Origin of the sequence: Pseudomonas sp. WC1, assembly GCF_050586565.1 — a bacterium.
Classification (GTDB): domain Bacteria; phylum Pseudomonadota; class Gammaproteobacteria; order Pseudomonadales; family Pseudomonadaceae; genus Aquipseudomonas.
The window spans coordinates 102489-128768 of the sequence record NZ_JBOBDQ010000002.1; the positions used below are offsets into that span (position 1 = coordinate 102489).

General features: G+C 69.8%; 8 protein-coding genes. 3 read left to right on the forward strand and 5 right to left on the reverse strand.

Features of this window, described 5'->3' with window-relative positions; translation table 11 throughout:
• Genes ACQ4OD_RS01290 through ACQ4OD_RS01300 form a run of 3 tightly spaced genes read left to right on the forward strand, consistent with a single transcriptional unit; the run spans position 1 to position 2215 of the window.
• Complete coding sequence (locus ACQ4OD_RS01290) at positions 1 to 519, forward strand: GNAT family N-acetyltransferase (protein WP_198754131.1); 519 nt, start codon at positions 1 to 3, stop codon at positions 517 to 519.
• 3 nt (positions 520 to 522) lie between these two features.
• A complete protein-coding gene (locus tag ACQ4OD_RS01295) occupies positions 523 to 1557 on the forward strand; it encodes a GSCFA domain-containing protein (RefSeq protein ID WP_198754130.1) in 1035 nt (344 codons plus the stop codon).
• A complete protein-coding gene (locus ACQ4OD_RS01300; protein ID WP_430943755.1) occupies positions 1526 to 2215 on the forward strand; it encodes a hypothetical protein in 690 nt (229 codons plus the stop codon). Before ACQ4OD_RS01295 ends, ACQ4OD_RS01300 begins: the two co-directional genes overlap by 32 nt.
• Here the strand turns inward: ACQ4OD_RS01300 and ACQ4OD_RS01305 are convergent.
• From ACQ4OD_RS01305 to ACQ4OD_RS01325, 5 genes are read right to left on the reverse strand one after another with little or no spacing between them, the layout of a single operon-like run.
• A complete protein-coding gene (locus ACQ4OD_RS01305; RefSeq protein ID WP_430943756.1) occupies positions 2212 to 3081 on the reverse strand; it encodes a TauD/TfdA dioxygenase family protein in 870 nt (289 codons plus the stop codon). The genes ACQ4OD_RS01300 and ACQ4OD_RS01305 overlap by 4 nt on opposite strands.
• Positions 3063 to 3746, reverse strand: coding sequence for a hypothetical protein (locus ACQ4OD_RS01310; RefSeq protein WP_430943757.1), 684 nt, complete (start codon positions 3744 to 3746; stop codon positions 3063 to 3065). The genes ACQ4OD_RS01305 and ACQ4OD_RS01310 overlap by 19 nt, the downstream gene beginning before the upstream one ends.
• Entirely contained in the window at positions 3736 to 12759 is a 9024-nt protein-coding gene (locus ACQ4OD_RS01315) for an amino acid adenylation domain-containing protein (RefSeq protein WP_430943758.1), read from the reverse strand. Before ACQ4OD_RS01315 ends, ACQ4OD_RS01310 begins: the two co-directional genes overlap by 11 nt.
• Entirely contained in the window at positions 12756 to 16871 is a 4116-nt protein-coding gene (locus ACQ4OD_RS01320; protein ID WP_430943759.1) for an amino acid adenylation domain-containing protein, read from the reverse strand. The genes ACQ4OD_RS01315 and ACQ4OD_RS01320 overlap by 4 nt, the downstream gene beginning before the upstream one ends.
• Positions 16868 to 25843, reverse strand: coding sequence for an amino acid adenylation domain-containing protein (locus ACQ4OD_RS01325; protein ID WP_430943760.1), 8976 nt, complete (start codon positions 25841 to 25843; stop codon positions 16868 to 16870). The genes ACQ4OD_RS01320 and ACQ4OD_RS01325 overlap by 4 nt, the downstream gene beginning before the upstream one ends.
• Between the last annotated feature and the right edge of the window lie 437 nt (positions 25844 to 26280).

Below are 26280 nucleotides of genomic sequence, written 5' to 3' on the forward strand. Positions count from 1 at the left end.
ATGCTGGAGCTGCACACCGACCGCCTCTACCTGCGCCCCCTGAACGAAGCCGATTGGCCACTGTTCCTCAGGCTCCACCGCGAGCCTGACACCATGCGCCATGTGTTCGACGAACTGCCGGAAAGCGAAGTGCGCCGTGGTTTCGAACACCGCCTGCCGCAGTGGTCGCCCGAAGCGGAGCATTGGCTGTGCCTGGTGATGGTCGACAAGGCCAGTGGCTGCGACGTCGGCGTCACCGGCCTGCGCGTGCTGCGCCCCGGCCACGCCGAGGTCGGCTACCTGCTGCTGCCGCACTGGCACGGCAAGGGCCTGGGCAGCGAGTCGCTGCGGGCCATCGTGGCATTCGCCGCCGACAGTGACCTGAAGTCGCTGGAGGCCACTGTCACCGACGGCAACGACGGCTCCTGCCGGCTTCTGGAAAAATGCGGTTTCACCCTCGCCCGCCGTGTGCCCCAGGCCTACCTGCTGCGCAATACCTTGCACGACGACCTCATCTACACCCTCGACCTGCGCGGATAGCCCATGAACCCCTATCAATGCCTGCCGCCCCGCGCCTTCTGGCGCACGGCGATCGCCGTGCGGCCCGCCGAACAAGTCGGCGAGCTGTGGTCGCCCGCCTTCGAGATCGACGCCAAGGATGCCATCGTCACCGCCGGCTCCTGTTTTGCCCAGCACATCGGCCGTGCCCTGGTGGCCCGGGAAATGAACTGGCTCGATGCCGAGCCGGCCCCGGCCGACTTGCCCGAGGACCAGCGCAAGGCGCGGCAGTACGGAGTGTTTTCGTTCCGCACCGGCAACCTCTACACCCCGGCCATGCTGCGCCAGTGGCTGCAATGGGCGCTGGATGATCAGCCCCAGCCTGGCGAGACCTGGGCGCATGACGGACGCTACTTCGACCCGTTCCGCCCCACCGTTGAACCCGCCGGTTTCGCCAGCGAGCAGGCGTTGTTCGCCTCGCGCCAGGCAACCCTGGCGGCGATCCGCCTGGCGGTGCGCCGCGCCAAGGTGTTCGTCTTCACCCTGGGCCTGACCGAAGCCTGGGTCCACCGCGACACCGGCGTGGTCTATCCGCTGTGCCCCGGCACTGTGCGCGGCGAGTTCGACCCGCGGGTCCACCAGTTCCGCAACTTCGGCTTCACCGACACCTGCCAGGCCATGACCGAGGCCATCGCGCTGATGCGCGCGGTGAACCCAAGCCTGCGCCTGTTGCTCACCGTCTCGCCGGTGCCGCTGACCGCCAGCGCCACCGGCGAGCACGTGCTCAGCGCCACCACCTATTCCAAGTCGGTGCTGCGCGCCGTGGCCGGCCAGTTGTGCCAGGACCTGCCCGAGGTGGACTATTTCCCGTCCTACGAGATCATCACCGGCACCCCGTTCAAGGGCGCCTTCTACCAGCCCAACCAGCGCGAGGTGACGCCCGAGGGCGTGGCCTTCGTCATGCGCCAGTTCTTCGCCGGCCTTGCCGCTGAGGCCGCGCCCGCGGCAAGCGTCGCCACCCCGTCCGTAACCTGTGAGGACCTTGTCTGTGAAGACGCCAGGCTCGACTACTACGCCTAGTTTCCTGTTGCTGGGCGACTCCCATGTCGCGGTGGTCGGCTTGGCCGCCAAGGCGCGGGGGCTGGCGTTCGGTGGTGGGCCGCTAGGTGCCGGGCGCGATTTCGGCGTGGATTTCTTCAGCCTCGCGGCGGACGACGTGGCAATGCGCGACGCCGAGCTGGAGCAACTGTATCGCCAGGCCCTCGCCCAGCTCGACGCCCCCAGCCTTGGGCGGATCCCCGGCCCGCTGGTGTGCAGCATCGGCCTGAGCCTGCACTACCTGGCCACTACCCAGAACTGGCTGTGCTACCAGGGAGCGGATGGCGAGTTCGACCCCGGTTTCCTCGACGGGCCGCTGTTCGCCACGATCATCGACACCCTGTCGCGCCCCGCCCTGGCGTTCTACGAGCAGGCACTGGCCCTGGGCGTCAAGGTGTACGCCGTGCTGCCACCGCAACGGGTGCCGCCAATGGCCAACCGCCGGGTGTTCATGGCCGCGCAGGCGCTGCTGATGGAGCGCCTGCGCGGGCTGGGCGTGGAGCTGGTCGATGTGCGCGCAGCCGCCAATGACGACCGGGGGCTGCAGCGGGTCGAGTTCTGTGAAGTCGATGATCCGCTACATGGCAACCTGGCCTTTGGCGAGCTGGTGCTCGATCAGTTGTTGCGGCAGATGGCCTAGGCCCGCGGCCGCCCGCCAAGAATCGTCACCCGCTCGCCATAGCGTGAATGCGGGAAGTAATCCCACACCGCATGGTGCTGGGTACAGCGGTTGTCCCAGAACACCAGGGTGCCCGGCGCCCAGCGCACCCGGCAACTGAGCACCGGTTCCCGGGCCACCAGGTCGAACAGCATGTTCAACAGCGCCTGGCTCTCGCCGGCCGCCAGTTGCACGATATGCGAGGTGAAGCCCGAGTTGACGAACAGCGAAGGCCGCCCGGTCTCGGGATGGCGCACCACCACCGGGTGCTCGGTCTTGGGCAGGCCGGGCGGCGGCGTGTAGCCCTTCCATGGGATCTCGCCGTCATGGATGGCGGTCAGGGTGCCGAGAAATGCCTGCATGGCCGGCGACAGCATCTCCAGCGCCAGGTGCATGTTGGCAAACAGGGTATCGCCGCCCGTGGCGATGGCCGGGGTTTCCTTCACGTACAGCATCGAGCCCATGGACGGCTCCAGGTCGGCGGTGCCGTCGGTATGCCAGGTCTCGCCCGCGACGAAGCGCGACTGCGCATTGGCGCGGATCACCACCAGCTCCGGGTCGTCGCCGTCGATGTCTTCCAGCGGCAAGGCGCGCAGCTCGCCGAACAGGCGGCCGAAGGCCTTGTGCTGCTCGACGCTGAGCTGCTGGTCGCGAAACACCAGCACGTGGTTTTCCAGGAACGCCCGGCGGATCTCCAGCAACTGCTCTGGTGACAAGCTGCGCGACAGGTCGACCCCGCCGATCTCGGCGCCGATGATCGGCGTCAGCCGTTCCACGCTGATGCTGCGGTACGGCGTGCGCTGGGCGCCGGCGATCCGTTCGATGGCGTTCAATCCGTGTTGATCCATGCTTCCCTCGCTGATGCGTGTTGATTGATTTGGCTCGCCAGGCGCTGCAGCCCCGCCGCCAGGTGCGTGGCCGGTGCCATGCGCTGCTCGGTCGAGGTCGCGCAGGCCCAGCTGCAGACCCGCGCCAAGGCGCCGACGACGCTGGCGCACGCCTGTTCGTCAGTGTTGGCATAGGCGCGGGCGGCGACTTCGCTGCTGGCCGCCGCATTGGCCGTGGCGAACGCGTGGGCATTGGCCTCGGTGCTCAGTTGCGCGTAGTGCCGGGCGAAAGCCTCGGCGTCACCGAACTGGCCGGCGATCATTGCCTGGTTGCTCGGCGCCTGGCCGTAGTCCAAGGCACTGTCGTAGGCCTGGGCGTAGGCCGCTTCGGCGTCGTAGGCCCGGCGAAACGCGGGCAACAGTACCGGCCTGAGCGCGACGCGCCACTCACCGACACGCCCGCGCAGCCCCAGGCCGGCGCGTTGGTGCAGGCGTTGCAATGTGAGCAGCGCCTGGACGTGCTCGGGCAGTGCCTCGGCGAGCAGCGGCAACACCACCTCGGCCTGCCACCGGTGCAGCAGGCGCCAGTACGCCTGCCGCTCCAGCGGCAGTGGCAATGGCCCGGTCTGCAACACCCGCAGCAATGGGCTGAGCCACACAGGTGGCGTAATCTGTTCAGCCAGCATGGGCACCCTCCCCCTGCGCTTGCAGGTCGGCATTGATCGCCTCGGCGATCTGCCGCGCCCAGGGGCCAGCGACGATGCCATAGTGATCGGTATCCAGCGCCGCCCAGTCGCTCAGGCCCGGCAGCAATGCCTGCCAGGCCTGGCGCAGGTCCTGCGCCTGCCAGCCGCTGCCGATGCCGTAGGGGTTGGGCCGCGTGGCGATGAACAGCCGCCCGGGCGTGTCCGCCAGCATGGGCGGCACGTGCCCCAGCATGCTCGCCAGGTTGTTGCGACAGCAGGTCACCAGGCGCTCCAGATAGCGCGCGCCGTCCGCCTCGCCATTGCGCAGGGCGAATTCCCGTTCGAACACCTGCTGGATTTGCGCCTCGTCGATCTGTTGCAACTCGGTGCCGGCATCCGGCGCGGGTGGATCGACCAGGTACAGCGTCGGCGCCTCGCGCCCGGCTTCAACGGCCAGGGCGCACAGGGCCTGGGCCACCCAGGCGCCGAAGGACCAGCCCAGCAGGCTCCAGCGTGCACCGGCGGGCAGTTCGGCCTGAATCGCGTCCAGGTACAGCTGCGCACGGGCCTGCAGCGAGAGGTTGGGCAGCGCCGGCTGGCTCAGCACCGGGTCGGCGATCACCCGCACGCAAAGGTCCGGGTGCAGCGCCGTGGCCAGCTCGCGGTAGGCCTGGACGTCACCACCAACCGGGTGGATCAGGTACAACCAATGGCGGCCGCCCCCCTGCTGCCAGGGGTCGATGCGCAGCGCCTGGCGCCATGGGTCGCCGTCACCCTTGGCCTGCCACGGTTCGTCGGCAACCAGTGCCAGTACCTCGCCCAGGCTGACCTGCGGGCTGAACTGCGACAACTGCACGACCTGGCCGGTGGCGCCCTGCAATTCATCGATCAGGTCGAGCAGGGTCAGCGAGTCAGCGCCCAGGTCGTACAGCGACGCATCGTCCGCCAGCGCGTCCACGCCCAACCACTGGCACAGACAGCCACGCAGGCGCTCGGCCAGGTCGCTCCCGCTCGCCTGCACCACGCCTTGGGGTTGCGCCGCCGCCACGCCATGACGCACAGGGTAGAAGCGCCGAGCGGTTTCCAGTGACGTGGTCGAGACCAGCAGCTGGGGCAGCTGCGCAGCCATGGCTCGCTCGAACACCTCGCAGCCTTCCGCCGCCGACAGCCCGACCTTGAGGTGCTGCTGGTGCGCGGCATCGCTGCCATGGGTGCGGGTGGCCATGCCGGTGTCGCGCCAGATATCCCAGTTGATGCCCAGGCGCAGGCAGCCTTCGTCGGGCGTTGCGCGGTAATGGGCAAAGCCGTCGAGCACGCCGCTGGCTGCGGCGTAGTCCAGGTGCCCCACGCCACCGAACAGTGCCGACATGGACGAGCAGTACAGCACGAAGCCGGGCGTCATCCGTGCGATGAGCGCCTCCACGGCGAGCAGGCCACGGGTCTTGGCGGCCATCGCGGCGGCCATCTCCCGGGCGTCGCGATGCCGGATCAGGCTGCCGGCACCGACCCCCGCGGCATGGATCACCCCTTCGAAGCGCCCGTAGCGGCAGGCCAGGTCCTCGAGCACCTGGGGCCAACGCGTCAGGTCGGCGAGGTCGGCCTGCACCCAGTCGCCCCGCGGGTGATCCATGTCCACCGTCGGCGAACGCGACAGCAGCACCACGCGCCGCCCCTCGGCGCGCAGCAGGTGCTGGCACAGGGTAAGGCCGATGCCGCCAGCACCGAGGATCAGGAACGTGCCAGTGTGCGCGAGGCTTGGCGCCGGGGCCGCCGGCAGCGGGCTGGGCACCAGCCGCGGTTGCCACAGGAAGCCGTCGCGCAGCGCCAGGCGCCGGGGCAACGCCTCGGGCTCGCCCAGCAAGGTGGCCAGGGCGCTGGCTTGCTCGCCCAGCGCCGGGCTCGGGAGGTCCAGCCAATGGCAGCGCAGCGGGTATTCCTGGGGCGCGACTTCGGTCACCCCCGCCAGGGCCGCCAGCTCCGGCCGTGCCACCGCGCCCTGCACCGGGCACGCCTGCCAGGACAGCAGCCACAGGCGCAGGCTGGCGTCACGCGGCGCCTGGCCCCAGGCCTGCAGCAGGCTGCCGGGTGTATCCAGGCAGGCCCATTGCGCTGTCGCCAGGCTGCGCTCGTCGACCGCGCCGCTCACCGACAGGGGCAAGGCGTGCAGCCAGTCCAGCGCCCCTGGCAGTGCGTCGAACAGGCGGCCCAGTGCCTGGGCATCGCACACGTCCAGTTCGAAACGGTCGGCAGCAAGCTGACGGAAACCCTTGCCCGCCCGCACGTGCACGACCCGCTGGCAGGCTTGGCCCAAGGTCGCGAGCACACCTTCGTCGGCGGCGTCATGCGCGCACACCACGAGCGTCCGCTGGCCCTTGTGCACGGCTGCCGTGCCCAGGCGGCGCACGCGCTGCCATTGCCGCTGGTGGAACCAGTCGGCCAGAGGCTTGCGCTCAGGCGTGGTGTGCCCCTGGAAGCGGTAGGTTTCCAGGTCGAAGGCGGATGGCGGCAGGTTCCAGGGCGGCGGCGCCGAACGGCTCGGCCACTGGATCTGCGCCCCCTCGTACCAGGCTGCCAGCACGGCCTGGGGCGCATGCTCGCTGGCCAGCAGCCGGACCGACGAGGGACTGACCTCGCGCACCGCCGCCAGCGACAGGGCATCGCCTGCCTGGTAGACCATGCCGAAACGCCAGCGACCCTGGCGACGGCCGCCCTGCAGGTGCCGCAGCAACACCTGCACATCACCGGGGTTGGCCAGCAGCCAGTCGCCGACAACGCTGATATCGCGCTCCAGGGCCGTGCGGCTGTGGGCCGACAGCAGCAACAGCGGCGCCACCGTTTCGTGCACCTGCGGCTCGGCCTGCAACGCGCCGACGATCACATGGGCGTTGGTGCCGCCGATGCCGAAGCTGCTCACCCCGGCCATGCGCCGCTGCCCCTGCGGCCAGGGTTGCGCGGTGGTCGGGATATGGAACGGCGAGCGCATCAGGTCGATCTGTGGGTTGATGGCGGAGAAGCCCAGGTTGGGCGGGATCACCCCGTGGTACACCGCCAGCGTGGCGCGGATCAGCCCGACCACGCCTGCCGCCGCGCCCAGGTGGCCGATCTGGCTCTTCACCGAGGCCAGCGCGCAACTGCCCGTCGGCGCCTCGCCAAATGCCTGGGTCAGCGCGGCGACCTCGACCGGGTCGCCGAGCAAGGTGCCGGTGCCATGGGCCTCGACGTAGCCGATGGCGCCGCCACTCACCCCGGCCTTGTCCAAGGCCTGGGCGATCACCGCGCCCTGCCCGGCCACCGACGGCGCGGTGTAGCTCATCTTGGCGCGGCCGTCGTTGTTCAGCGCCGAGCCTTCCACCAGCGCGTAGATACGGTCGCCATCGGCGCGGGCGCGGGCCAGTGGCTTGAGCACCACCACCCCGTAGCCGCTGGCGCCGAGGGTGCCGCTGGCGTCTTCGCTGAAGGGCCTGCACAGCCCGTCGCGGGAGAAGATGTGCTGCGAACGGTGACGGTAACCGTCGGCCAGGGTCGGGTCGATCAGCACCCCGGCCGCCAGCATCAGGTCGCTATCGCCCTGGCGCAACAGGTTGCAGGCCAGGTGCACGCCGATCAGCGAGCTGCCGCAGGCGGCCTGTACGCTCAGCGCCGGCCCGGTGAAGTCCAGGTGGTAGGCGGCCTTGGTGGCGAGGAAGTCCTTGTCGTGGTGCAGGGCCAGCTGGAAGCCGTCCGGCAACTCGCCGGCGCCCTGCTCGCGCAGCATCTGCTGGAAGTAGGTGGTCTCGCCACAGCTGGCCACCAGGCCGATGCGCGGGCCCTCGTTCGACGGCACGATGCCGGCGTGCTGCAGGGCCTGCACGCAGGCCATCAGCAGGTGGCGTTGCTGCGGGTCCATCAGCCGTGCCTCCTGGCGGCTGATGCCGAAGTACTCGGGATCGAAGTCGAGCATGCCGTGCAATTGGCTGCGGGCGCCGACCAGGCCATCGGCAGCGGCGAAGTGCTCGATACCCAGCGCATTGTCCTGGACCATCGCCCAGAACTCGCCAAGGTCGCGGGCACCGGCGACGTTGACCGCCATGCCGATGATCGCCATCGGCTGCTCGCGGGTATCGCTGGCACGCGCACGCTGCGCCGGGGTGGCTGCGTCACGCGCCAGGTGCGCGGCCAGGCGGCGGATCGTCACGTGCTCGAACAGCTCGGCCATGCTCGGGGCACGGGTCAGGGCCTCGGTGTAGCGCGCCTGCAGGCGCATCAGGCCGAGGCTGGTGGCGCCGGCCTCGAAGAAAGTCTGCTGCGGCTCGATGGCATGGCCGATCACCTCGCGGAACAGCGTCGCCAGTTCAAGCTCCAGTGGGCTCGACGCACCCGTCACCACGCGGCGGCGTTCCAGGGGCTCACCCTGCCCGACCAGGGCCTTGCGCTCGATCTTGCCGCTGGGGGTGCGCGGCCAGTCGTCGATGCGTCGGTACTGGTCGATGCGCACATGGGCCGGCAGCTGCCGCGCCACCTGTTGGTCGAGGGCCTGTACCGTCGGCGGCGTGCCAGCAAGCTGCAGCCAGGCGACCAGGCGCGCAGTCTCGCCCTGTACCGTCACCACGGCGTTGGCCACACCGCTCACCGCCATCAATGCTGCCTCGACCTGGCCGAGTTCCAAGCGATGGCCGCTGAGCTTGACCTGCTGGTCGTCACGGCCCACGTAGTGCAGGCAGCCCTCGGCGTCGGCCCAGGCCAGGTCGCCGGTGCGGTAGTACAGGCAGCGGCCACCCTCGGCTTGGGGCAGTTCGACGAAACGTTCGGCGTTGAGCGCGGCATCGCCCAGATAGCAGCGGGCAACCATTGCCCCGGCCACCAGCAGGTAACCCTGGCTGCCGCGGGGCACCGGGCGGTCCAGGGCGTCGACCAGCAACAGCCGGGCATTGTCGACCGCCTGGCCGATGGGCGCGCGCAGCGGCCAGGCGCGCACGTCCGGCGGCAGCCGGTAGGCGCAGACCACATGGGTTTCGGTGGGGCCATAGTGGTTGAACAGGCGGGCCTTGGGCAGGCCTTCGAACCAGGTGCGCAGCGCCTCGCTGCACAGCAACTGTTCGCCGGCCGTCACCACCTCGCGCAGGGACGCGGGATAGATGCCCTGGGCCACGGCGGTCTGTGCCAGGTGCTGCAAGGCCACGCAGGGCAGGAACAGCCGTTCGATGCGCGCCTGTTGCAGATACCCCAGCAGCGCCTCGGCGTCCTGGCGCCAGCGCGGTTCGATCAGATGGTAGCAACCCCCGCCGCACAAGGTGCCGAACAACTCCTGGAACGCCACGTCGAACGACAGCATGGAGAACTGCAAGGTCACCGAACGGGCCGGCAACTGCCCGGCATTGCGCTGCCAGTGCAACAGGTTGCACAGGGTGCGATCGGTCACCTGCACGCCTTTCGGCGTACCGGTCGAGCCCGATGTGAACAGGGTGTACAACGGGCGCTCGCCGCGGTGTCGGGGCCGCGTCAGGCTTGCCGGCGCGGCGTCGAGGTTCACCCGCTGGCAGCGGCTGGCGTCGACATCAAGCGCCTGCAACGCCGACTGCGTGGCCGTGCTGAACAGCACACAGCACGCCTGCGCCTGGGCCAGCACCTGGCGCTGTACCGTCAGCGGATAGCTCGGGTCCAGCGGCACGGCGGTAATGTTGAGTTTGGCCAGGGCGAGCAAGGCGACCACGTGCTCCACCGATGGGGCCAGCAGCAGCACCATGGTCAACGGGCCTTCGCCTGCGTAGCGGCTGGCCAGGGTCGCCGCCAGGGTGTCGGCCAGGGCATCCAGTTCGGCGTAGTCCAGCTGTCGCGGTCCGGCCACCAACGCAGTGGCCTTGGGGATTGCCTGCACCTGATGCTCGAACCAGTCGGCCAGCGTGACGAACGGCAGGCCAACGTCGGGACCTTCGCTGGCCGCTGGCAGGCGTAGCCGATAAGGCGCCACCAGGGCGTCGAGGGTCGCCCGGGGGGCTGCCAGCAACAGGTCCAGGCCCTGGTGCAGCAACGTGTCCAGCGCGGCTACCTCCTCGGCCTCGAAATGGCTGCACTGGTATTCCCACCAGCACTCCAGCGGCCCGTCACCGCCCACCACCAGCAAGCTCAGCGGGCACTTGGCCTGCGGCGTCGCGTACGGCTCCAGGCTAGCCCGCAAAGGGGCGGCGGCGAGCTTGGCGTAGTCGGTGTTTTCCAGCACGAACAGGTAATCGAACAGGCTATGGCCCGAGGACAGCCGCAGGTCCTCGACCAGATCGGCCAAGGCCACGTCTTGCAAGGCCAGCACTTCACGCACGGTGGCGGTCTGTCGGCGTAGTTGCTCGCCTAGGGGTTGCGTGGCACGCAGGTCGGTGGGGATCAGCACGGTGTTGGCGAACATGCCCACGCTGGCCTCGAACTCGGCCAGCGGCCGATTGGCCACCGGACTGGCGATCCGCGGGCGCTCGCAACCGAGCACCGCGTGCAGGCTCCAGGCGAAGACGCTGAACAGGACGTCGAAGCGGGTCAGGCGCTGCTCCGCGCAAAAGCGTTCGAGGGCGGCGCTGCGCCGTTCGCCCAGTGGCTGGCGATACAGGCGCCCCCGGGCATCGCCGGGATACCTGGCCGGGCGCGGCGAGGTCGCCTCGCCGTGGCGTGCGTGCAACGCCACCAAGGCGCGGCGCTGTTCACGGTAGGCCGGGCTGACGCTCCATTGCCGCTGCCACAGGGCAAAGTCCAGGGTGTCCAGGGCCGGCGCCGGTGCCTGGCTGTCGCGCCCCTGCAGGGCGTCCTGGTACAGGCTGGCCAGATCATCGAACAGCAGGTTCATCGACCAGCCATCGGTGATGCTGTGGTGCAGATTCAGCAGCAGGCGGCAGCTGCCGTCGGCATGCGGCGCCACCCAGGCGCGCAGCAAGCTCGGGCTGGCCAGGTCGAAGGGGGTGTCGAACACCAGGCTGGCGAAGGCTGGCCAGGTATCCTCGGACAATTGGCCGGGAGCCAGGAGCCGACAGACAGCGGCCGACTCGGTGATCGCCTGCTGCGGGCCGTCGGCACCTGCCACGAACGCGGTACGCAGCGCCGGATGGCGCGCCACCAGGCGGCACAGCGCTTCAGCCAGGGCCTCGGGCTCCGCACCCGGCGCCAGGTGCAGCACCATGGGCACGTTGTAGGCGGTCGATTCGGGCAAGCGTTGCTGTTCGAGCCACAGGCGGCGCTGTTCGCTGCTGGCCGGGCCGGCTTGGCTGCCATGGGGGGCCGGCGCGGGCGGATAGGCCGTGGCCCCGCCCTGCTGCTCCAGGCGCTTGGCCAATGCGGCGAACGGCTCCTCGAGCAATGTCCCGATGGCGATTTCCTGGTGCCAGTGGCTGCGGATCGCCGAACGCAGGCGCATGGCCTTGAGCGAATCGCCGCCACTGCCGAGCCAGTCGTCCCCGGCGCCCAGGGCGGCCTGGCCAAGCAGTCCACGGGCCTGCTCCAGCAGCCAGTGGAGTTGCGGCGACTGCATGCCCGCCTCGGCTGGCGCGCGCCAAGGCCGGGTGGCCTGGGCCAGCAACTCGGCCTGGTCGATCTTGCCGTTGGCGGTCAGCGGCAGGCGCGGCACCTGGAACAGTTGCTGCGGACGCATCCAGGGCGCCAGGTGCTTGCGCAGGTAAGACTCGAACTCGCGGTAGTCCAACGTCCCGCGTGGCACGAGGAAGGCCAGCAACTGGTGGTCCTCGGCGGCCTGCCGGTGGCTGCAGACATAGGCCTGCGCCACCTGGGGATGTTCGCGCAGGCGCTGCTCCACCTCGCCCGGCTCGATACGGAAGCCGCGGACCTTGACCTGCCGGTCCACCCGCCCCAGGCACTCGACCAGCCCTTGCGCGTTGATGCGCACCAGGTCGCCGGTGCGGTAGTGCTTCTGCAAGTCGCCATCCGCCGTGGGCAGCAGCACGAATCCGCGCGCAGTCTCCTCGGGGCGGTTGCGGTAGCCACGGGCCACGCCGCTGCCGCTGAGGTACAGCTCGCCGACCGCGCCCGGCGCCACCGGCTGCTGTTCTGCGTCAAGCACCTGGATGCCAGTGTCCGGCAACGGCAGGCCGATGGGCACGCTGTCGCCGGCAAACTCCCGTGGGATTGCATGGCACAGGGCGAAGGTGGTGCATTCGGTGGGGCCGTACACGTTGAACAGGCGGCAGGCACTTTGCGGATTGGCCTGGTACCAGGCGCGCAGCGCCACGGCGCCGACCTGCTCGCCGCCGGTCAGCACCTGGCGCAGGCTGGCGAAGCAGGCCGGGTACTCCGCGCTCAGGGTATTGAACAGCGAAACCGTGATGAACAGAGTGTCGACCCGCTGCGCCTCGAGCACTTCAGCCAGGCGCCGGGCGTCGAGCAAGTCGTGGTCAGCGATCATCACGCAGCAGCCACCGTTGAGCAGCGGTGCCCACAGCTCGAAGCTGCAGGCATCGAAGGCCGGGTTGGACAGGCAGGCAAAACGGTCGCCGGGGCGGATATCGATATAGCTGCCGGCCTGCGCCAGGCGCAGCAGGCCGCGCTCCCCCACCTCCACGCCCTTGGGCAGGCCGGTGGTGCCGGAGGTATAGAACAGACACATCACCTCGGCGAAGGCCTGCGGCAACGGCTGCGCCGGTTGCTCAGGGTAGTCCAGCAGCGCCTCGACACTGGCCTCCCACGGCCCCGGCAGCCCTTGGGGCGCATCCGCCAGGCTCAGCACACCGACACAGTCGGCATCGGCCAGCATCAATGCACGGCGCTCGCCGGGGCTGGCGCGGTCCAGCGGCATCACCACGGCGCCGGCCTTGAGCGCGCCGAGCAGCGCCGCCCCCCCCTGCCAGCCACGCGGCAGGTAGAGCGCAAGCGCCTGGCCCGGCAGCACGCCCCGCGCCTGCAAGCCCCGGGCGATGCGTTCACTGGCGCCTGCCAGCTGCGCATAGCTCAGCCGCACCTGTTGATCGATCACCGCCAGGGCTTGCGGGGTGCGCTGTACCTGGGCGGCGAAGCGCGCAAGCACGGTGTCCTGGAGCACGCTCATCATTTGCCCTCCTGGGCGTCGAAACGTTGCAGTTCACGCTGGAGGGTGCGTGACACCCGATGGATCTCGGCGCTTTCGAGCATGTCCCAGTGGCCGCCCTGCACCAGCGTGGCCAGGTAGCCGTCGGCGGCGCGGCACCGCCAGAACGCCCGCAGCCCGCGCAACTGGCCGCGGGTCATGTCTTCCCGCGCCTGCACCAGCACCACCCGCCCGGCCTGGGGTGGGCAGGCGTAGGCGGCCATGGCCAGACGGTTATGGTTGTAGACGTGGAAGTAGCGCTCGACCTGGGCGTCCTCGATACCGGGGTACATGCCGTTGAAGCGCACCAGCTTGTCGCGGAACTCGGCCATGTCGACGGTACCGATCTGCGCCCGGAAGGCCGGATCGTCCGAACCCTGGGTGTCGAGCAGGACCACGCTGACCTGCCCGTGTCCGGCCAAGCGCAGACGGCGGGCCATCTCGTAGGCCACCAGGCCGCCGAACGACAGCCCGGTGAGCAGCAGCGGGCCGTGCTTCAAAGGCTCGATCAGGCGCAGGTAGGCATCGGCCATCGCCTCGACCGTGGGCTCGGTGGCTTCGCCGGGGTTGAGCCCCGGCGATTGCACGCCGTACACACCAACCGCCTCGGGCAGCTCCTTGGCCAGCGACAGGTAGCAGAACGCGGTGCCGCCGGCCGGGTGGATACACACCACGTTGTGCCGCCCCTCGCCCTGGCGGAAGGTGATCAGGTTGCCGTTGTCCCCTTGAGTGGCGGCCCCGTTTCGCAACCAGCCGCCCAGGGCCTCGATGGTCGGGTGGCCGAGTACCACCCGCGCCGGGACCTCGACCTCGAAGGCCTGGCCGATCTGGTAGGCCATCTTCACCGCGGCGATGGAGGTGCCGCCGACGGCGAAGAAGTTGTCGCGAATGCCGATCTGTGGGGCCAGCAGCAGGCCTTTCCAGATCTGGTAGAGGGTCAGTTCGATATGGTCGCGGGGGCTGCCGAGGTTGACCTGGCGCGCGGCCAGATCGTGTTCGGCGCGCTCGGCCAGCGCCTGGCGATCGACCTTGCCGTTGGCGGTCAGCGGCATGGCGTCGAGCCACAGATAGCTGCTAGGCAGCACGGCGCTGGGCAAGGTGTCAGCCAGGTGCGCGCGCACGGCCTGTTCGTCCGGCCTGGCGGGCGCCACGCAACAAGCCACCAGGCGCTGGTGCTCGGCCTGCTCGCCGAGCATCAGTACCACGCTGGCCGTGATCCCGGGGAAGGCCTGCAGCCGCGCCTCGACCTCGCTCAGTTCCAGACGCACGCCGCGCAGCTTGACCTGGAAGTCGTCGCGCCCCAGGAATTCCAGTTGCCCATCGGCACGGTAGCGGGCCAGGTCGCCGCTGCGATAGAGGCGATCACCGGGCACGAACGGGCTGTCGATGAAGCGTTCGGCGGTCAGCGCCGGCAACCCGAGGTAGCCACGGGCCACGCCCACGCCGCCAATGTGCAGGTGGCCGGTGACACCGGGCGGCACCGGCGCATCGAAGTCGTCGAGCACATGGAAGCGGTTGTTGGCGATGGGCCTGCCGATCGGCAAGCGCAGGGCCGGCACCGCGTCACCCGGCGCCAGGGTCCAGATGCTGTTGATGACAGTGGTCTCGGTCGGCCCGTAGACGTTGTGCAGCCGCGCCTTGGGCAGGCGTGCGCGCAACAGCCGCGCCAGGGCCGGCGACAGCTCGCCGCCGCCGCAGAACACATCGCTCAGGCCGTGGCACAGGCTGGCCTCCTCCACCTCCAGGAACAGCTGCAGCATGGCCGGCACGAACACCATCGCGGTGACGCCCTGCTCGCGTACCAGCCGGGCCAGGTAGCCGGGCTCCAGATGCCCGCCGGGCCGGGCGATCACCAGGCGCCCGCCGGTGGCCAGCGGCCAGAAGGTTTCCCACGCCGAGGCGTCGAAACCGAACGGGATCTTGTGCAGCATCGCCCCGGCCTCGCCGCATACGCCCAGGCACCACAGCAGCAGGTTGCCCAGCCCGCGATGCGCGACCATCACGCCCTTGGGCAGGCCGGTGGTGCCCGAGGTGTAGATCACGTAGGCCAGGTGCTCAGGGGTCACGCCCACTTCATGGGCGGCCAGGTTGTCGGCGGCCAGGTGCGCCCAGCACGGGGCATCGGCCAGCAGGTCGAGGACCGGCGCCTCCCAGCCCGAGGCCTGCATGGCCCGGCCCAGGGTGGCGCGGGCCGCGCCCAGCGTCAGCAGTACCGCCGGGGTGCTGTCGCCCAGCATGTGGCCCAGGCGCCCGATTGGGTAGTCCGGGTCCAGCGGCACATAGGCGCCACCGGCCTTGAGCACCGCCAGCAGCGCCACCGGCAATGCCGCGCAGCGCTCCACGCAGACCGCCACGCGCACATCCGGGCCGACGCCCAGGGTGCGCAGGTGGCGCGCCAGGCGATTGGCCTGGGCATTGAGTTCGGCATAGCTCAGCGCCTCGCCCTCGAACACCACCGCGCAGGCCTGCGGGTTGCGCGCCACCTGCGCCTCGACCAGGCGGTGCACACAGTCGACCGGCGTCGGCAGCGGGGCCGGCCGGTTCCAGCCGTGCAGCACCTGCTCGCGCTCGGCCGTATCCAGCAACGACAGCTCGCGCAAGGGCCGCTTGGGATCGCCGGCCACCTGGGCGAGCAGATGGCGATAGTGGCCACTGAGGCGCTCGATGGTGCCGTGGTCGAACAGGTCGGTGTTGTACTCGACCAGCAGGTGCAGGGCACCGTCGCGCTCGCTCCACTCGAATGCCAGGTCGAACTTGGCGGTGGCGCTGCCAGTACCGTGAGGCGACAGTTCCAGGCCCGGCAACGCGACGGCGGCGCCCGGGGTGTTCTGCACCACCATCATCACCTGGAACAGCGGGGAATGGCCGGGGTCACGGGGTGGGTTGAGCGCCTCAACCACCAGGTCGAACGGCACGTCGTGGTGCGCGTGGATTTGCAGCATGTTGCCGCGCACTTCGCGCAGCAGTTCGGCGAAGGTCTGCGCCGGGTCGAGTTGCTGGCGGATCACCAGGGTGTTGACGAAGTGCCCGACCAGGGGTTCGAGCTCGGCCCTGCCGCGGTTGGCGAATGGCGTGCCCACGCACAGGTCGCGCTGCCCGCTGTAGCGCCACAACAGCACGTCCAGGGCGGCGAGCAGCACATTGAAGCGCGTGCCCTGGGTGTGCCGGGCCAAGGCGTCGAGCTCGGCAAGGGTGTCGGCGCCCAGTGTCGAGCTGAAGGTCGCGCCGACGAACCGCTGCACGGCTGGGCGCGGGCGGTCGCCGGGGATTTCCAGCAGGGTCGGCGCACCGGCCAGGGTGCGCCGCCAGAAGTCCAGCTGGCCCTGCAGCGCCGCGCCGTCCAGGCGTTGGCGCTGCCAGCAGGCGTAGTCGGCGTACTGTATCGGCAGCGGTGCAAGGCGCGCAGGCACGCCGCGCAGCAGCTCGGCGTAGGCGTTGGCGACCTCGTGCAGGATCACCCCCATCGACCAGCCGTCGGCGACGATATGGTGCACGCTGTACAGCCAAACATGATCCTCATCGCCCAGGCGCAGCAGCGTCGAGCGCAGCAGCGGGCCCTGGGCCAGGTCGAACGGCGCGTGGGCCTCGGCTTCGACGGCGGCGGCCAGGCGCTCCTGGCGCAGCGCCTCGGGCAACTGGCTCAGGTCCAGCACGGCCAGGGGCAGCGGCAGGCTCGCGTGCACCACCTGGCGCGGCTCGCCATCGACGCTGGCGAAGGTGGTGCGCAACATGGCATGGCGTTCGACCAGCACGTTCAGCGCTCGCTCCAGCACGGCAGCCTCCAGCCGGCCCTTGAGCCGCAGCGCCGAGGGCACGTTGTAGAACGGGTTGCCCGGTGCCAGCTGGTCGAGGAACCACAACTGCCGCTGCGAGAAGGACAGCGGGCAATCGACCTGCCCGTGCGGACGGCACGGGATCGGCGCGCTGTCGTCTGGCGCTGCGAGCAAGGCGATCAACGCCTGCTTGTGGGTCTTCAGCGCCGCCATCAGGGCGTCATCGAGAAACCCTTTAGGCGCCTTGCAGCGCAGCTTGTCGCCGTCCACTTCGAGGGCTACGCCATGGCGATCGAACAACGCCAGCAGTTGATGGGCGTTCATACTTCGAATTCCTCCATGTCGTTGTCGTCCTGCGCCGTCACGGCGAGTACCTCAGGCTGCGTGGTTGGCGTTGCATGGGCTGCGCGCAGGCCGCCCACCATCGAATAGACCAGCGCATGGTCGGCGCCCAGGTCGAACAACCCGGCCAACTGGCGCGCCTCCACCGAACCGACGCCGCACAGGCCCAGCCCCAGGTCGGGCGCGGCCATGGTCAGCAACTGCGCCATGGCGCCGGCCTCGATCAGACAGAACTCACGGCTGCCGTCACCGTACAGCGGGCGAATCGCCGCCAGGTCGGCAACGAAGAACAGCGCGAACGCCGCGCCCTCGTACACCGGCCGGTTGACGAAGTAGTCGTAGGTGTCGGCATCCAGCGCACCGTCGCCCATGGCCACCAGGCGATGAGCGACCGGGTCGTGGTAGTAGGCGCCGCCGGGCACCCCGAGCACCCGCCCCGGCTTGATGTACAGGTAGGTCTGCAGCGGATAGGCGCCGCCGGCCGAGGGGAACAGGTACTTCGCCTCGCCGTCGAGCTGCCCCTGGGCCAGCATCGCCAGCAGCCCGGCAAAGGCCTGCGCGGTGATCGGCTGTTCCAGGTAATGGCGCACCGAGCGGTAGTCACGATAACGCTGGATAAAGGCCGGATCGTCCGGCACGCCCAGGGGCACCTGCCGCGCATCGTCGGCGAAACGCCGCCGTGCGCGTTGCTCGGCCTTGAAGCGTGCGCGTTGCTGGGGATCGTCCAGCACCTCGTCGACCTGCGCCCTCGGCGCTTCGTGACGCTGGGGACGCTGGCGGTACAGCGCCAACAGGTTGAGCAGGGTCGGCTGCGCCAGCAGGTGAGCCACATGGGGACGGAAGCCCAGTTCGCTGGACAGCGCGTTGCTGATGCGCACGATGTCGATGGAGGTGGCGCCGAGGCTCAGCAGGTTGGCATCGGCGGCGATGGCCGGCTGGCCCAGTACCTGCTCGACGATCGCCACCAGTCGCTGTTCCTGCGGGCCGTCGAGCAGCAGCTGCGGGCCGCTGGCCGGCGCCTGCTCGGGTTCGGGCAGGCGGCTCTTGTCGACCTTGCCGTTGGCCGACAGCGGCCAGGCGTCCACGAAGGTGAACGATGACGGCAGCATGTACGCCGGCAGCTTGTCGGCCAGGTAGCCGGCGAAGTCGCCGACCTGCAGCGCCGGGTCGGCCTTGAGCACGTAGCCGGCCAGGCGTTTTTGCGCCTGGGCCTCGCCGAGGATGCGCACCACCGCGCTGTGCACGCCCGGGTGGCGATTGAGCACGGCCTCGATCTCGCCCAGCTCGATGCGATAGCCCTGGACCTTGACCTGGTTGTCGTCGCGGCCGAGGAACTCGATGTTGCCGTCGGGCAGCAGGCGCCCGAGATCGCCGGTGCGGTACAGACGCTCACCGCTCAGCGGGTGGTCGGAGAAGCTCCTGGCGCTCAGCGCCTCGTCGCGCCAGTAGCCCTTGGCCAGGCCAATGCCGCCGATGTACAGGTGGCCGGTGGCCCAGGTCGGGCGCACCTGCAGGGCCTCGTCCAGCACGTGGAAACGCTGGTGATCCAAGGCCTTGCCGTAGGGAATGCTGCGCCACGCCGGATCGACCTGGGTGATCGGGTAGCCGATCGACCAGATCGACGCCTCGGTGGCCCCGCCCAGGCTCATCATCTGCAACCCCGGGCGCAGTGCCCGGGCGCGTTCGGGCAACGCCAGCGGGATCCAGTCGCCGGACAGCATGGCCAGGCGCAGGCTCGCCGGCAGCGCCCTGCCCTCGCCCTCCAGGTACTCGACCAGCATGCCCAGCAGCGCCGGCACCGAATTCCACACACTCACCCGATGCCCCTCGACCAGGGCGGCCCAGTGCGCCGGGTCGAGGCTCAACTGCGGTTCGAGCATCACCACCGCCGCGCCCGCCGCCAGGGTGCCGAAGAAGTCGTACACCGACAGGTCGAAGCTCAGCGACGAGATGGCCAGCACGCGGTCCTGCGGGCCCACGGCGAAGCGCCGGTTGATATCGAGCAAGGTGTTGACCGCGCCCTGGTGGTCGATCACCACGCCCTTGGGCGTACCGGTGGAGCCGGAGGTGTAGATCACGTAGGCGAGGTCATCGGGGCGCACGTCCACTTCGCGCAGCGCTTCGGCCGCGCTGTGCGCCTGCTCGCTGACCGTCAGCGCGGTAATCTGCGCCGGCCACGCCACCTGCTCCAGCAGGCCGGGCTGGGTCAGCGCCAGGGTGGCCTCGGCGCGTTCGAGAATGTGCTGCAAGCGCGCCTTGGGCAGGGTCGGATCGAGCGGCAGGTAGGCGCCGCCGGCATACAGGATCGCCAGCGTCGCCACTACCTGCTCCCAACCACGCTGCATCACCACCGCGACCAGGCGATTGCGCTGCGCGCCGCGCGCTTGCAGTTGCGCGGCCAGTTGGCGGGCCTCCTGGCGCAGCTGGCCGTAGCTGAGCTCACGGGTGCCCAGCACCGCGACGGCCTGTGGCGTGGCCAGGGCCTGGCGCTCGAACAGCGCGTGCATCAACGGCAGGTCTCGTGGCGCCGCCGGTGCTTGCGGCAGGCGCGCCTGGGGCAGCAACTGCGGCGTGCTGGCGGCCCAGGCTTCAGGGGCGAGCAGGCGATCGAGCAGCGCGTTGTAGGCGGCGAACATCTGCCCGATCATGCCTTCGGGGAACAATGCATCGATGCTGTCCCAGTTGAACAGCAGGCGGCCTTCGAGCTCGAGCAGGGTGTGGTCGAGCCACACGTGCGGGGTCTGGGTGATGCTGTGTTCCAGCGTCGCGCCCAGGGCGTCGGCCAGGTTGAACTCGGCCAGCTCCGGCGCGGCTTCCGACAGGGTGCTGTTGAACACGATCGGCATCGCCGTCTGCTGCACGCCGCGGGCCTGGGACAATTCGCGCAGCACGCGCACGCCGCTGACCACCGAGTGGTCGATGTCTTGCCACAGGCGTGCCTGCACGGCGCGGGCCTTGTCGGTGAAGCTGGCGGTGCCGTCGATGGCAACCTCCAGCAGTACCAGGGAGGTGAAATCACCGATGATCGCGTCCACCTGCGGGTGCAACGGCAGGCGGTTGAACAGCGGCAGGCTGAGGGTGAAGCGCGGTTGCCGGCTCCACAGCGCCAGTACCTCGCTGAACGCGGTCAGCAGCATCACCGACGGGGTGACGCCGAACCGCCGGGCCATGGCCTTGAGCTGGGCCCACTGCGCCGCCGGCATGTCGCGATCGCGCCGGGTGAAGTGCGGGTTGGCGATGCTTTCCGGCTGGCATACCCGTGGCAAGTCCGGGGCCGGGGCCAGGTGCTCGATGCGCCCGCGCCAGTAGTCCAGGGCCTGCGCGTAGCGCTGGTCGGCGCGCAGCCGGCGCTCGGCCAGCACGTAGTCGCGGAAGGTCACGCCCGGCTCGGGCAGCGCCCGCTCGGGGTCGTGATAGAACCCCATCAGCTCGCGGGCGAGGATCTGCGTGCTGGCGGCATCGACCACCAACGCGTCGAGGCTGATATGCAGGTGGCTGATGCCATGGTCGAGCAGCGATACACTGAAGTCGAACAGCGGCCATCGGCTGGCGTCGAGCACCTGGTGCGACTGACGCTCGCGGGTGGCCAGCAAGGCCTGGTTGGCCGCTTCTGCGCCCAGGCCACGCAGGTCGTGCACGGCCATGCTGTAGCGCGGCACCTGCTCCAGCACTTGCTGGGTGCCATCGCCGAGGAACACCACTCGCAGCATGTCGTGGCGCAAGATCATGCGGTTGAGCGCGGCCTCGAAACGCGGCACATCGAACGCCGGTATGCGCAGTTCCTCGTAGCCGTGGGCGCTGACGCCGCCGAGGCTGACGCTGGCTTCGCGGCCGAACCAGTAGGCCTGCTGGATATCGGTGAGCGGGAACGGCGCGTGACGGCTCGCAGGATCGGGCCGCAGCGCCTGAACCTCGGACGCGGCCTGCCCGTGCGCCATGGCTTTGGCCTGGGCGGCCAGGTCCATGAGCACGGGCGCCTGGAACAGGCTGCTCAGCGACAGCTGCGTGCCCAGGCGCTGGTTGACCGCGTAGACCAGGCGCGTGGCCAGCAGCGAATGCCCGCCCAGGTCGAAGAAGTTGTCATGGATGCCGACCCGCTCGCACTTGAGCACCTCGGCCCAGACCTGGGCCATGCGCCGCTCGGTGTCGTCGCGTGGCGCCTCGAAATGCGCCGCGCCGCCGCGCTCGGGCGCCGGCAACGCCTGGCGGTCGAGCTTGCCGTTGCGGGTCAGTGGCAGTTGCTCCAGGCTGACCCAGGCGCTGGGCAGCATGTGCTCGGGCAACTGGCGCTGCAACGCGGCGCGCAGGGTCTGCGGCGCTTGCTCGCCGACCACGTAGGCCACCAGGCGTGGGTCGCCGGCGACGTCCTCGCGCAACAGCACGGTGGCGTCGCGCACGCCCGGTTGCTGGCGCAACAGGCTGTCGATCTCGCCCAGTTCGATACGGAAACCGCGCAGCTTGACCTGCTGGTCCGCCCTGCCCAGGTATTCGAGGTTGCCGTCGGCCTGCCAGCGCGCCAGGTCGCCACTGCGGTACATGCGTGCGCCAGGCTCGGTGCCGAACGGGTCAGGCAGGAAGCGCTCGGCACTCGCTGCGCTGCGGTTGAGGTAGCCGCGGGCCAGGCAGGCGCCGGCAATGTACAGCTCGCCGGACACCCCCACCGGCAGCGGATTGAGGTCGCCGTCCAGCACATAGAGCCGCGCGTTGGTGATCGGTTTGCCGATCGGCGGCAGTTCCGGCCAGTGTTCAGCCTCGTCGCAGGCGAGGCTGAACTGGCTGACCACATGGGTCTCGGTGGGCCCGTACTGGTTGCGCAGGCGCGCGCCACCCAGCCCGCAGACCAACCGGCGCAGCGCATCGTTGACCTGCAGCGCCTCGCCGGCGGTGACGATCTCGCACCCACCAGCCGGCCCGGGAGCGTCGGCCTCGGTCAGCGCGGCCAGTTGTTGCAACACGGCGAACGGCAGGAAGGCGCGCCCCGCCGCCTGGGCCACCAGGGTCGGGCGCAGGGCGACCAGGTCCTTGCGCCCGGCTTCGCTCATCAGCAGCAGGGTGCCACCCTGGCACAGGGTGCTGCAGATCTCCTGGAACGACACGTCGAAGTTCAGCGAGGCGAACTGCAGCACCCGGCGCGGCGCCGGGTCGTCGTCGAGTTGCCAGCCGATCAGGTTGTCCAGGGCGCGGCGGCTATGGGCCACGCCCTTGGGTCGCCCGGTCGAGCCGGAGGTGTACAGCACATAACCGAGGTTCGCCGGGCTGACCACCACCTGCGGATCGCTGGCCGGGCAGCCGGCCCAGCGGGCCGCGTCGCGATCCAGGCACAGCAGCTCGACCGTCTGTGGCAGGCCCGGGCACAGTGAGGCCTGGGTCAACAGCAGGCTTGGCGCGGCGTCGGAGAGCATGAAGGCCAGGCGCTCGGCCGGATAGGCTGGATCGAACGGCACATAGGCCGCGCCCGCCTTGAGGATCGCCAGCAGGCCGACGACCATCTGCGCCGAGCGTTCCAGGCACAGGCCGACCCGCTGCTCGGGGCCGACACCTTGGGCGATCAGGTGGTGGGCCAGGCGGTTGGCCGCGCGGTTCAACTCGGCGTAGCTCAGGGACTGCCCGTCGGCGACCAGCGCCACGGCACCCGGCTCACGCCGGGCCATGGTCTCCAGGCGCGCCATGCAGCCCGGCTGGCTGGCGGTGTCGCGGGCCGTACGGTTGAAGGCCTCCAGGACCTGCCCGCGCTCAGCGCCGTCCACCAGCTCAAACGTGGCGATCGACTGCGCGGGCTCATCGACCATGGCCTGCAAGAGGCGGCGCAGGTATTCGCCGAAACGCGCCACGGTAGCGGACTCGAACAACCCGCTGGCGTACTCCACGCCGCCGACGATCTCTCCGTCGCGCTCGCTCAACGCCAGTTGCAGGTCGAACTTGGCCACCCGCTGGCGCGCCGGCACGGTGCTGACTTCAAGGCCCGGCAAGGCCAGGGTCTGGCCCTGGTCCTGCTCCCAGGCGAACAGCACCTGGAACAACGGGCTGTAGGCCAGGCTGCGCGACGGGTTGAGCAGTTCCACCACCTGTTCGAAGGGCAGGTCCTGGTGGGCCTGGGCCTGCAACGTCAGCTGGCGGACCTGACGCAGCCATTGCGTCAGAGAAGGGGCGCCGCTGCGGGTAACGCGCAAGGCCAGGGTGTTGACGAAGAAGCCGATCAGCCCGTCCAGCGCCGGGTCCGGCCGGTTGGCCGAGGGTACGCCGATGACCACGTCGTCCTGGCCGGACAGGCGCATCAGCAGCAGCGACCAGGCCCCCAGCAGGACCATGAACAGCGTGGTGCCCTGGGCCCCGCACAGTGCCTTCAGGCGTGCGGTCAGGGCGCGGTCCAGCACCAGTGGCACGTAACCGCCGCGATAGTCCTGCACGGCCGGGCGCGGGTGATCGGTCGGCAGCGTCAACAGCGCCGGCGCGCCTTCCAGCGCCTGACGCCAGTAGCGGCGTTGGCAGTGCAGGCGCTCGCCGGCGAGCCACTGCCGGTGCCAGGCGGCATAGTCCACGTATTGCACCGCCAGCGCAGGCAACAGGGCCTCGCGGCCTTGCACGGCGGCGCCATACAGCGCCTCCAGGTCACGGGTCAGCACGCCTACCGACCAACCATCGGAGATGATGTGATGCTGGGTCAGCAGCAGCACATGCTCGTCCACCGCCAGGCGTACCAGGCAGGCACGCATCAGCGGCCCTTGGGCCAGGTCGAAGGGCCTTGCGCCCTCCTCCTCGATCAACGCCTCAAGGCGCGACTGCGCATCAGGCAGGCCGTGCAGGTCGACCTGGCTGAAGGCCATGCCCTGGTCCGCGGCGCCAATGAGCTGGCGACCCTCGCCCTCGATGCTGACGAAGGTGGTGCGCAGTGCTTCGTGGCGGGCCACCAGGCGGCCCAGGCTCGCGACCAATGCTGTCACCTGCAACGGGCCCTTGATGCACAGGTTCAGCGGCATGTGGTAGGCGGCATTGCCGCCCTCCAGCTGGGCCAGGAACCACAAGCGCTGCTGGGCGGACGACAACGTTTGCGCGCCGGATCGTTCGATTGCGACGATCGGCATGCGCGCCTCGTCCCGGCTGGCCTGGAGATGCTCGGCGAAGTCCTTGAGCCGCGGGTTTTCGAACAGCAGCGCCGGCGCCACTTCGCGGGCCAGTTCCTGGCGCACCCTGGCCAGGATGCGCATGACCAGCAGCGAATGGCCGCCAAGGGCGAAGAAGTGGTCGTTGCGCCCGACCCGCGCCAGGCCCAGTACCTCGGCCCAGATGGCCGCCAGGGTGGTTTCCAGCGTGCCCTGCGGCGCCTGGTAGTGGGCTTGCTCGAAGTCACCGGCCTGCGGTGCGGGCAGGCCGCTGCGGTCGAACTTGCCATTGGCGGTCAGGGGCAAGGCTGGCATGGCCACGTAGGCGCTCGGCAGCATGTAGTCCGGGAGATGCGCGCCCAGCTGTTCGCGCAGGGCCGCCGGGGTCAAGCCGGCGCCCGGCTGCTCGGCGTAGTAGGCCACCAGACGCGGCTCGCCCGGTGGGTCCTGGCGCAGCAGCACCAGGCTTTGCCGTACGCCGGCCACTTGTGCCAGGCGTGCCTCGATTTCGCCCAGTTCCAGGCGCAGGCCACGCAGTTTGGCCTGCTGGTCGCCGCGACCAAGGAACTCGAGCTGGCCATCGGCGTTCAGGCGCGCCAGGTCGCCGGTGCGGTACAGGCGCTCACCTGCCACATAGGGGCTGTCGATGAAGCGTTCGGCGCTCAACTGCGGCAGATTCAGATAACCGCGCGCGACACCGACGCCGCCGAGGTACAACTCCCCCTCCTCGCTCGCCTGCCCCTGCGCGTCGAGCAGGTAGACGCGGCAGTTGGCCAGCGGTCGACCGATAGGCAGCACGGCGTCGGCGATATCGAGCGCCGGTACTTCGTGGCAGGTACTGTCGATACTGGCCTCGGTCACGCCGTAGGCCTGCACGATCCGCACCCGCTCGCCGCACAGGCGGCGCAGCTGGCGGGCACTGTGGGCGGTCCAGACGTCCGAGCCGCACACCACGGTGCGCAGGAACGACAGGTCGCGATCGTTCGCCTCGGCCCAGTCCATCAGCGGGTTGAGCACCGCCGGCACGAAGTCGCCGAAGCCTACCTGCGCTTCGCTCAGCAGGCGGTACAGCGCGGGCGGGTCCATCAGCGTGTCACGCGGGCACAGCACCAGGGTGCCGCCAAAGCCCAGCGCGCGAATCAGGTCGGCGCTGAACACGTCGAACGAAAAGCCCGCCATCTGCAGGTGATTCAACGGTGCCTGCAGCGAATAGAAGCGGCCCCAGGCGGCGCTCAACGCAACCAGGCCACGGTGCTCGACCATCACCCCCTTGGGGATGCCGGTGGAGCCGGAGGTATAGATCACATACGCCAGGTGACGGGGCGTCAGGCCGATCGCCTGCGGGTCGGGATCAAAGACCGGCTGCTCGGCCCAGGCGTGCTCCTCGTCCAGGTCGAGTACCACTGCCGCCTGCTCCAGGCCAGCGAGCAACGCCAGTGCCCGGCCGTGGCCAAGCAGCACCGCCGGCGCGCTGTCGGCCAGCATGTGGGCCAGGCGCGCCCGCGGGTAGGCGGGGTCCAGCGGCACGTAGGCGCCCCCGGCCTTGAGCACCGCGAGCACGGCCACCAGCATGTCCAGCGATCGCTCGACGCACAGGCCGACCCGCACGTCCGGGCCGACACCCTGGGCACGCAGGTGATGGGCCAGGCGGTTGGCCCTGGCATTGAGCTCGCCATAGCTCAGCGCATCCTCGCCATAGCGCACGGCGATGGCTTGCGGCGCCCGCCGTACCTGCGCTTCGAACAGGCCATGCACGCACTGGTCGCTGTCGAACGGTGCGTCGTGGTGCCAGTTATCGGGTAAAACAGCGGCTTGCGCGCCGGCCATGCCGCGCGTGGAGGGGGTGTCGAACATCGGGCTGCCATCCGTGAGTATTGTTTTTATTCGGTGCGCGCAGGACGACGGGCGTCCTGCCGGTCGGGTCGGTCATTCGGGGGAGATCAGGGGCCAGGCGCGGCGCGGGCGCGCGCAGCAGTGAGGCGCACAGCGTACGACCGGGGGATGGCGCACGTGAAGGGACATGTGGCGAGCACGGGCGCATGGCCCGTCATATCGACGATTCCAGACTGCGTGACCAATTGAAACCTCACCATCCTTATGGGGGCATGCAAGGGCCACGAGCGTTGAGCCTGGGTGGTCCCTTCGGCTGCGTTACCGATGACCTGTGGGCCGTCGGTTTTCCAATTGCGCCGGGCTCCTGGCCCCGGGCGCTGGCGGATGATAACCATGAGGGTCCGCGGCAAGGCAACAAAAACAGAAAATTTAATGCTTGTTTGTTTGCCTGGCGGCCC

What these genes read in the sequence shown, in the direction of transcription:
- ACQ4OD_RS01290 (WP_198754131.1), top strand. Translation starts at nt 1, where the DNA reads ATGCTGGAGCTGCACACCGACCGCCTCTACCTGCGCCCCCTGAACGAA.
- ACQ4OD_RS01295 (WP_198754130.1), top strand. Translation starts at nt 523, where the DNA reads ATGAACCCCTATCAATGCCTGCCGCCCCGCGCCTTCTGGCGCACGGCG.
- ACQ4OD_RS01305 (WP_430943756.1), bottom strand. Translation starts at nt 3,081, where the DNA reads ATGGATCAACACGGATTGAACGCCATCGAACGGATCGCCGGCGCCCAG.
- ACQ4OD_RS01310 (WP_430943757.1), bottom strand. Translation starts at nt 3,746, where the DNA reads ATGCTGGCTGAACAGATTACGCCACCTGTGTGGCTCAGCCCATTGCTG.
- ACQ4OD_RS01315 (WP_430943758.1), bottom strand. Translation starts at nt 12,759, where the DNA reads ATGATGAGCGTGCTCCAGGACACCGTGCTTGCGCGCTTCGCCGCCCAG.
- ACQ4OD_RS01320 (WP_430943759.1), bottom strand. Translation starts at nt 16,871, where the DNA reads ATGAACGCCCATCAACTGCTGGCGTTGTTCGATCGCCATGGCGTAGCC.
- ACQ4OD_RS01325 (WP_430943760.1), bottom strand. Translation starts at nt 25,843, where the DNA reads ATGTTCGACACCCCCTCCACGCGCGGCATGGCCGGCGCGCAAGCCGCT.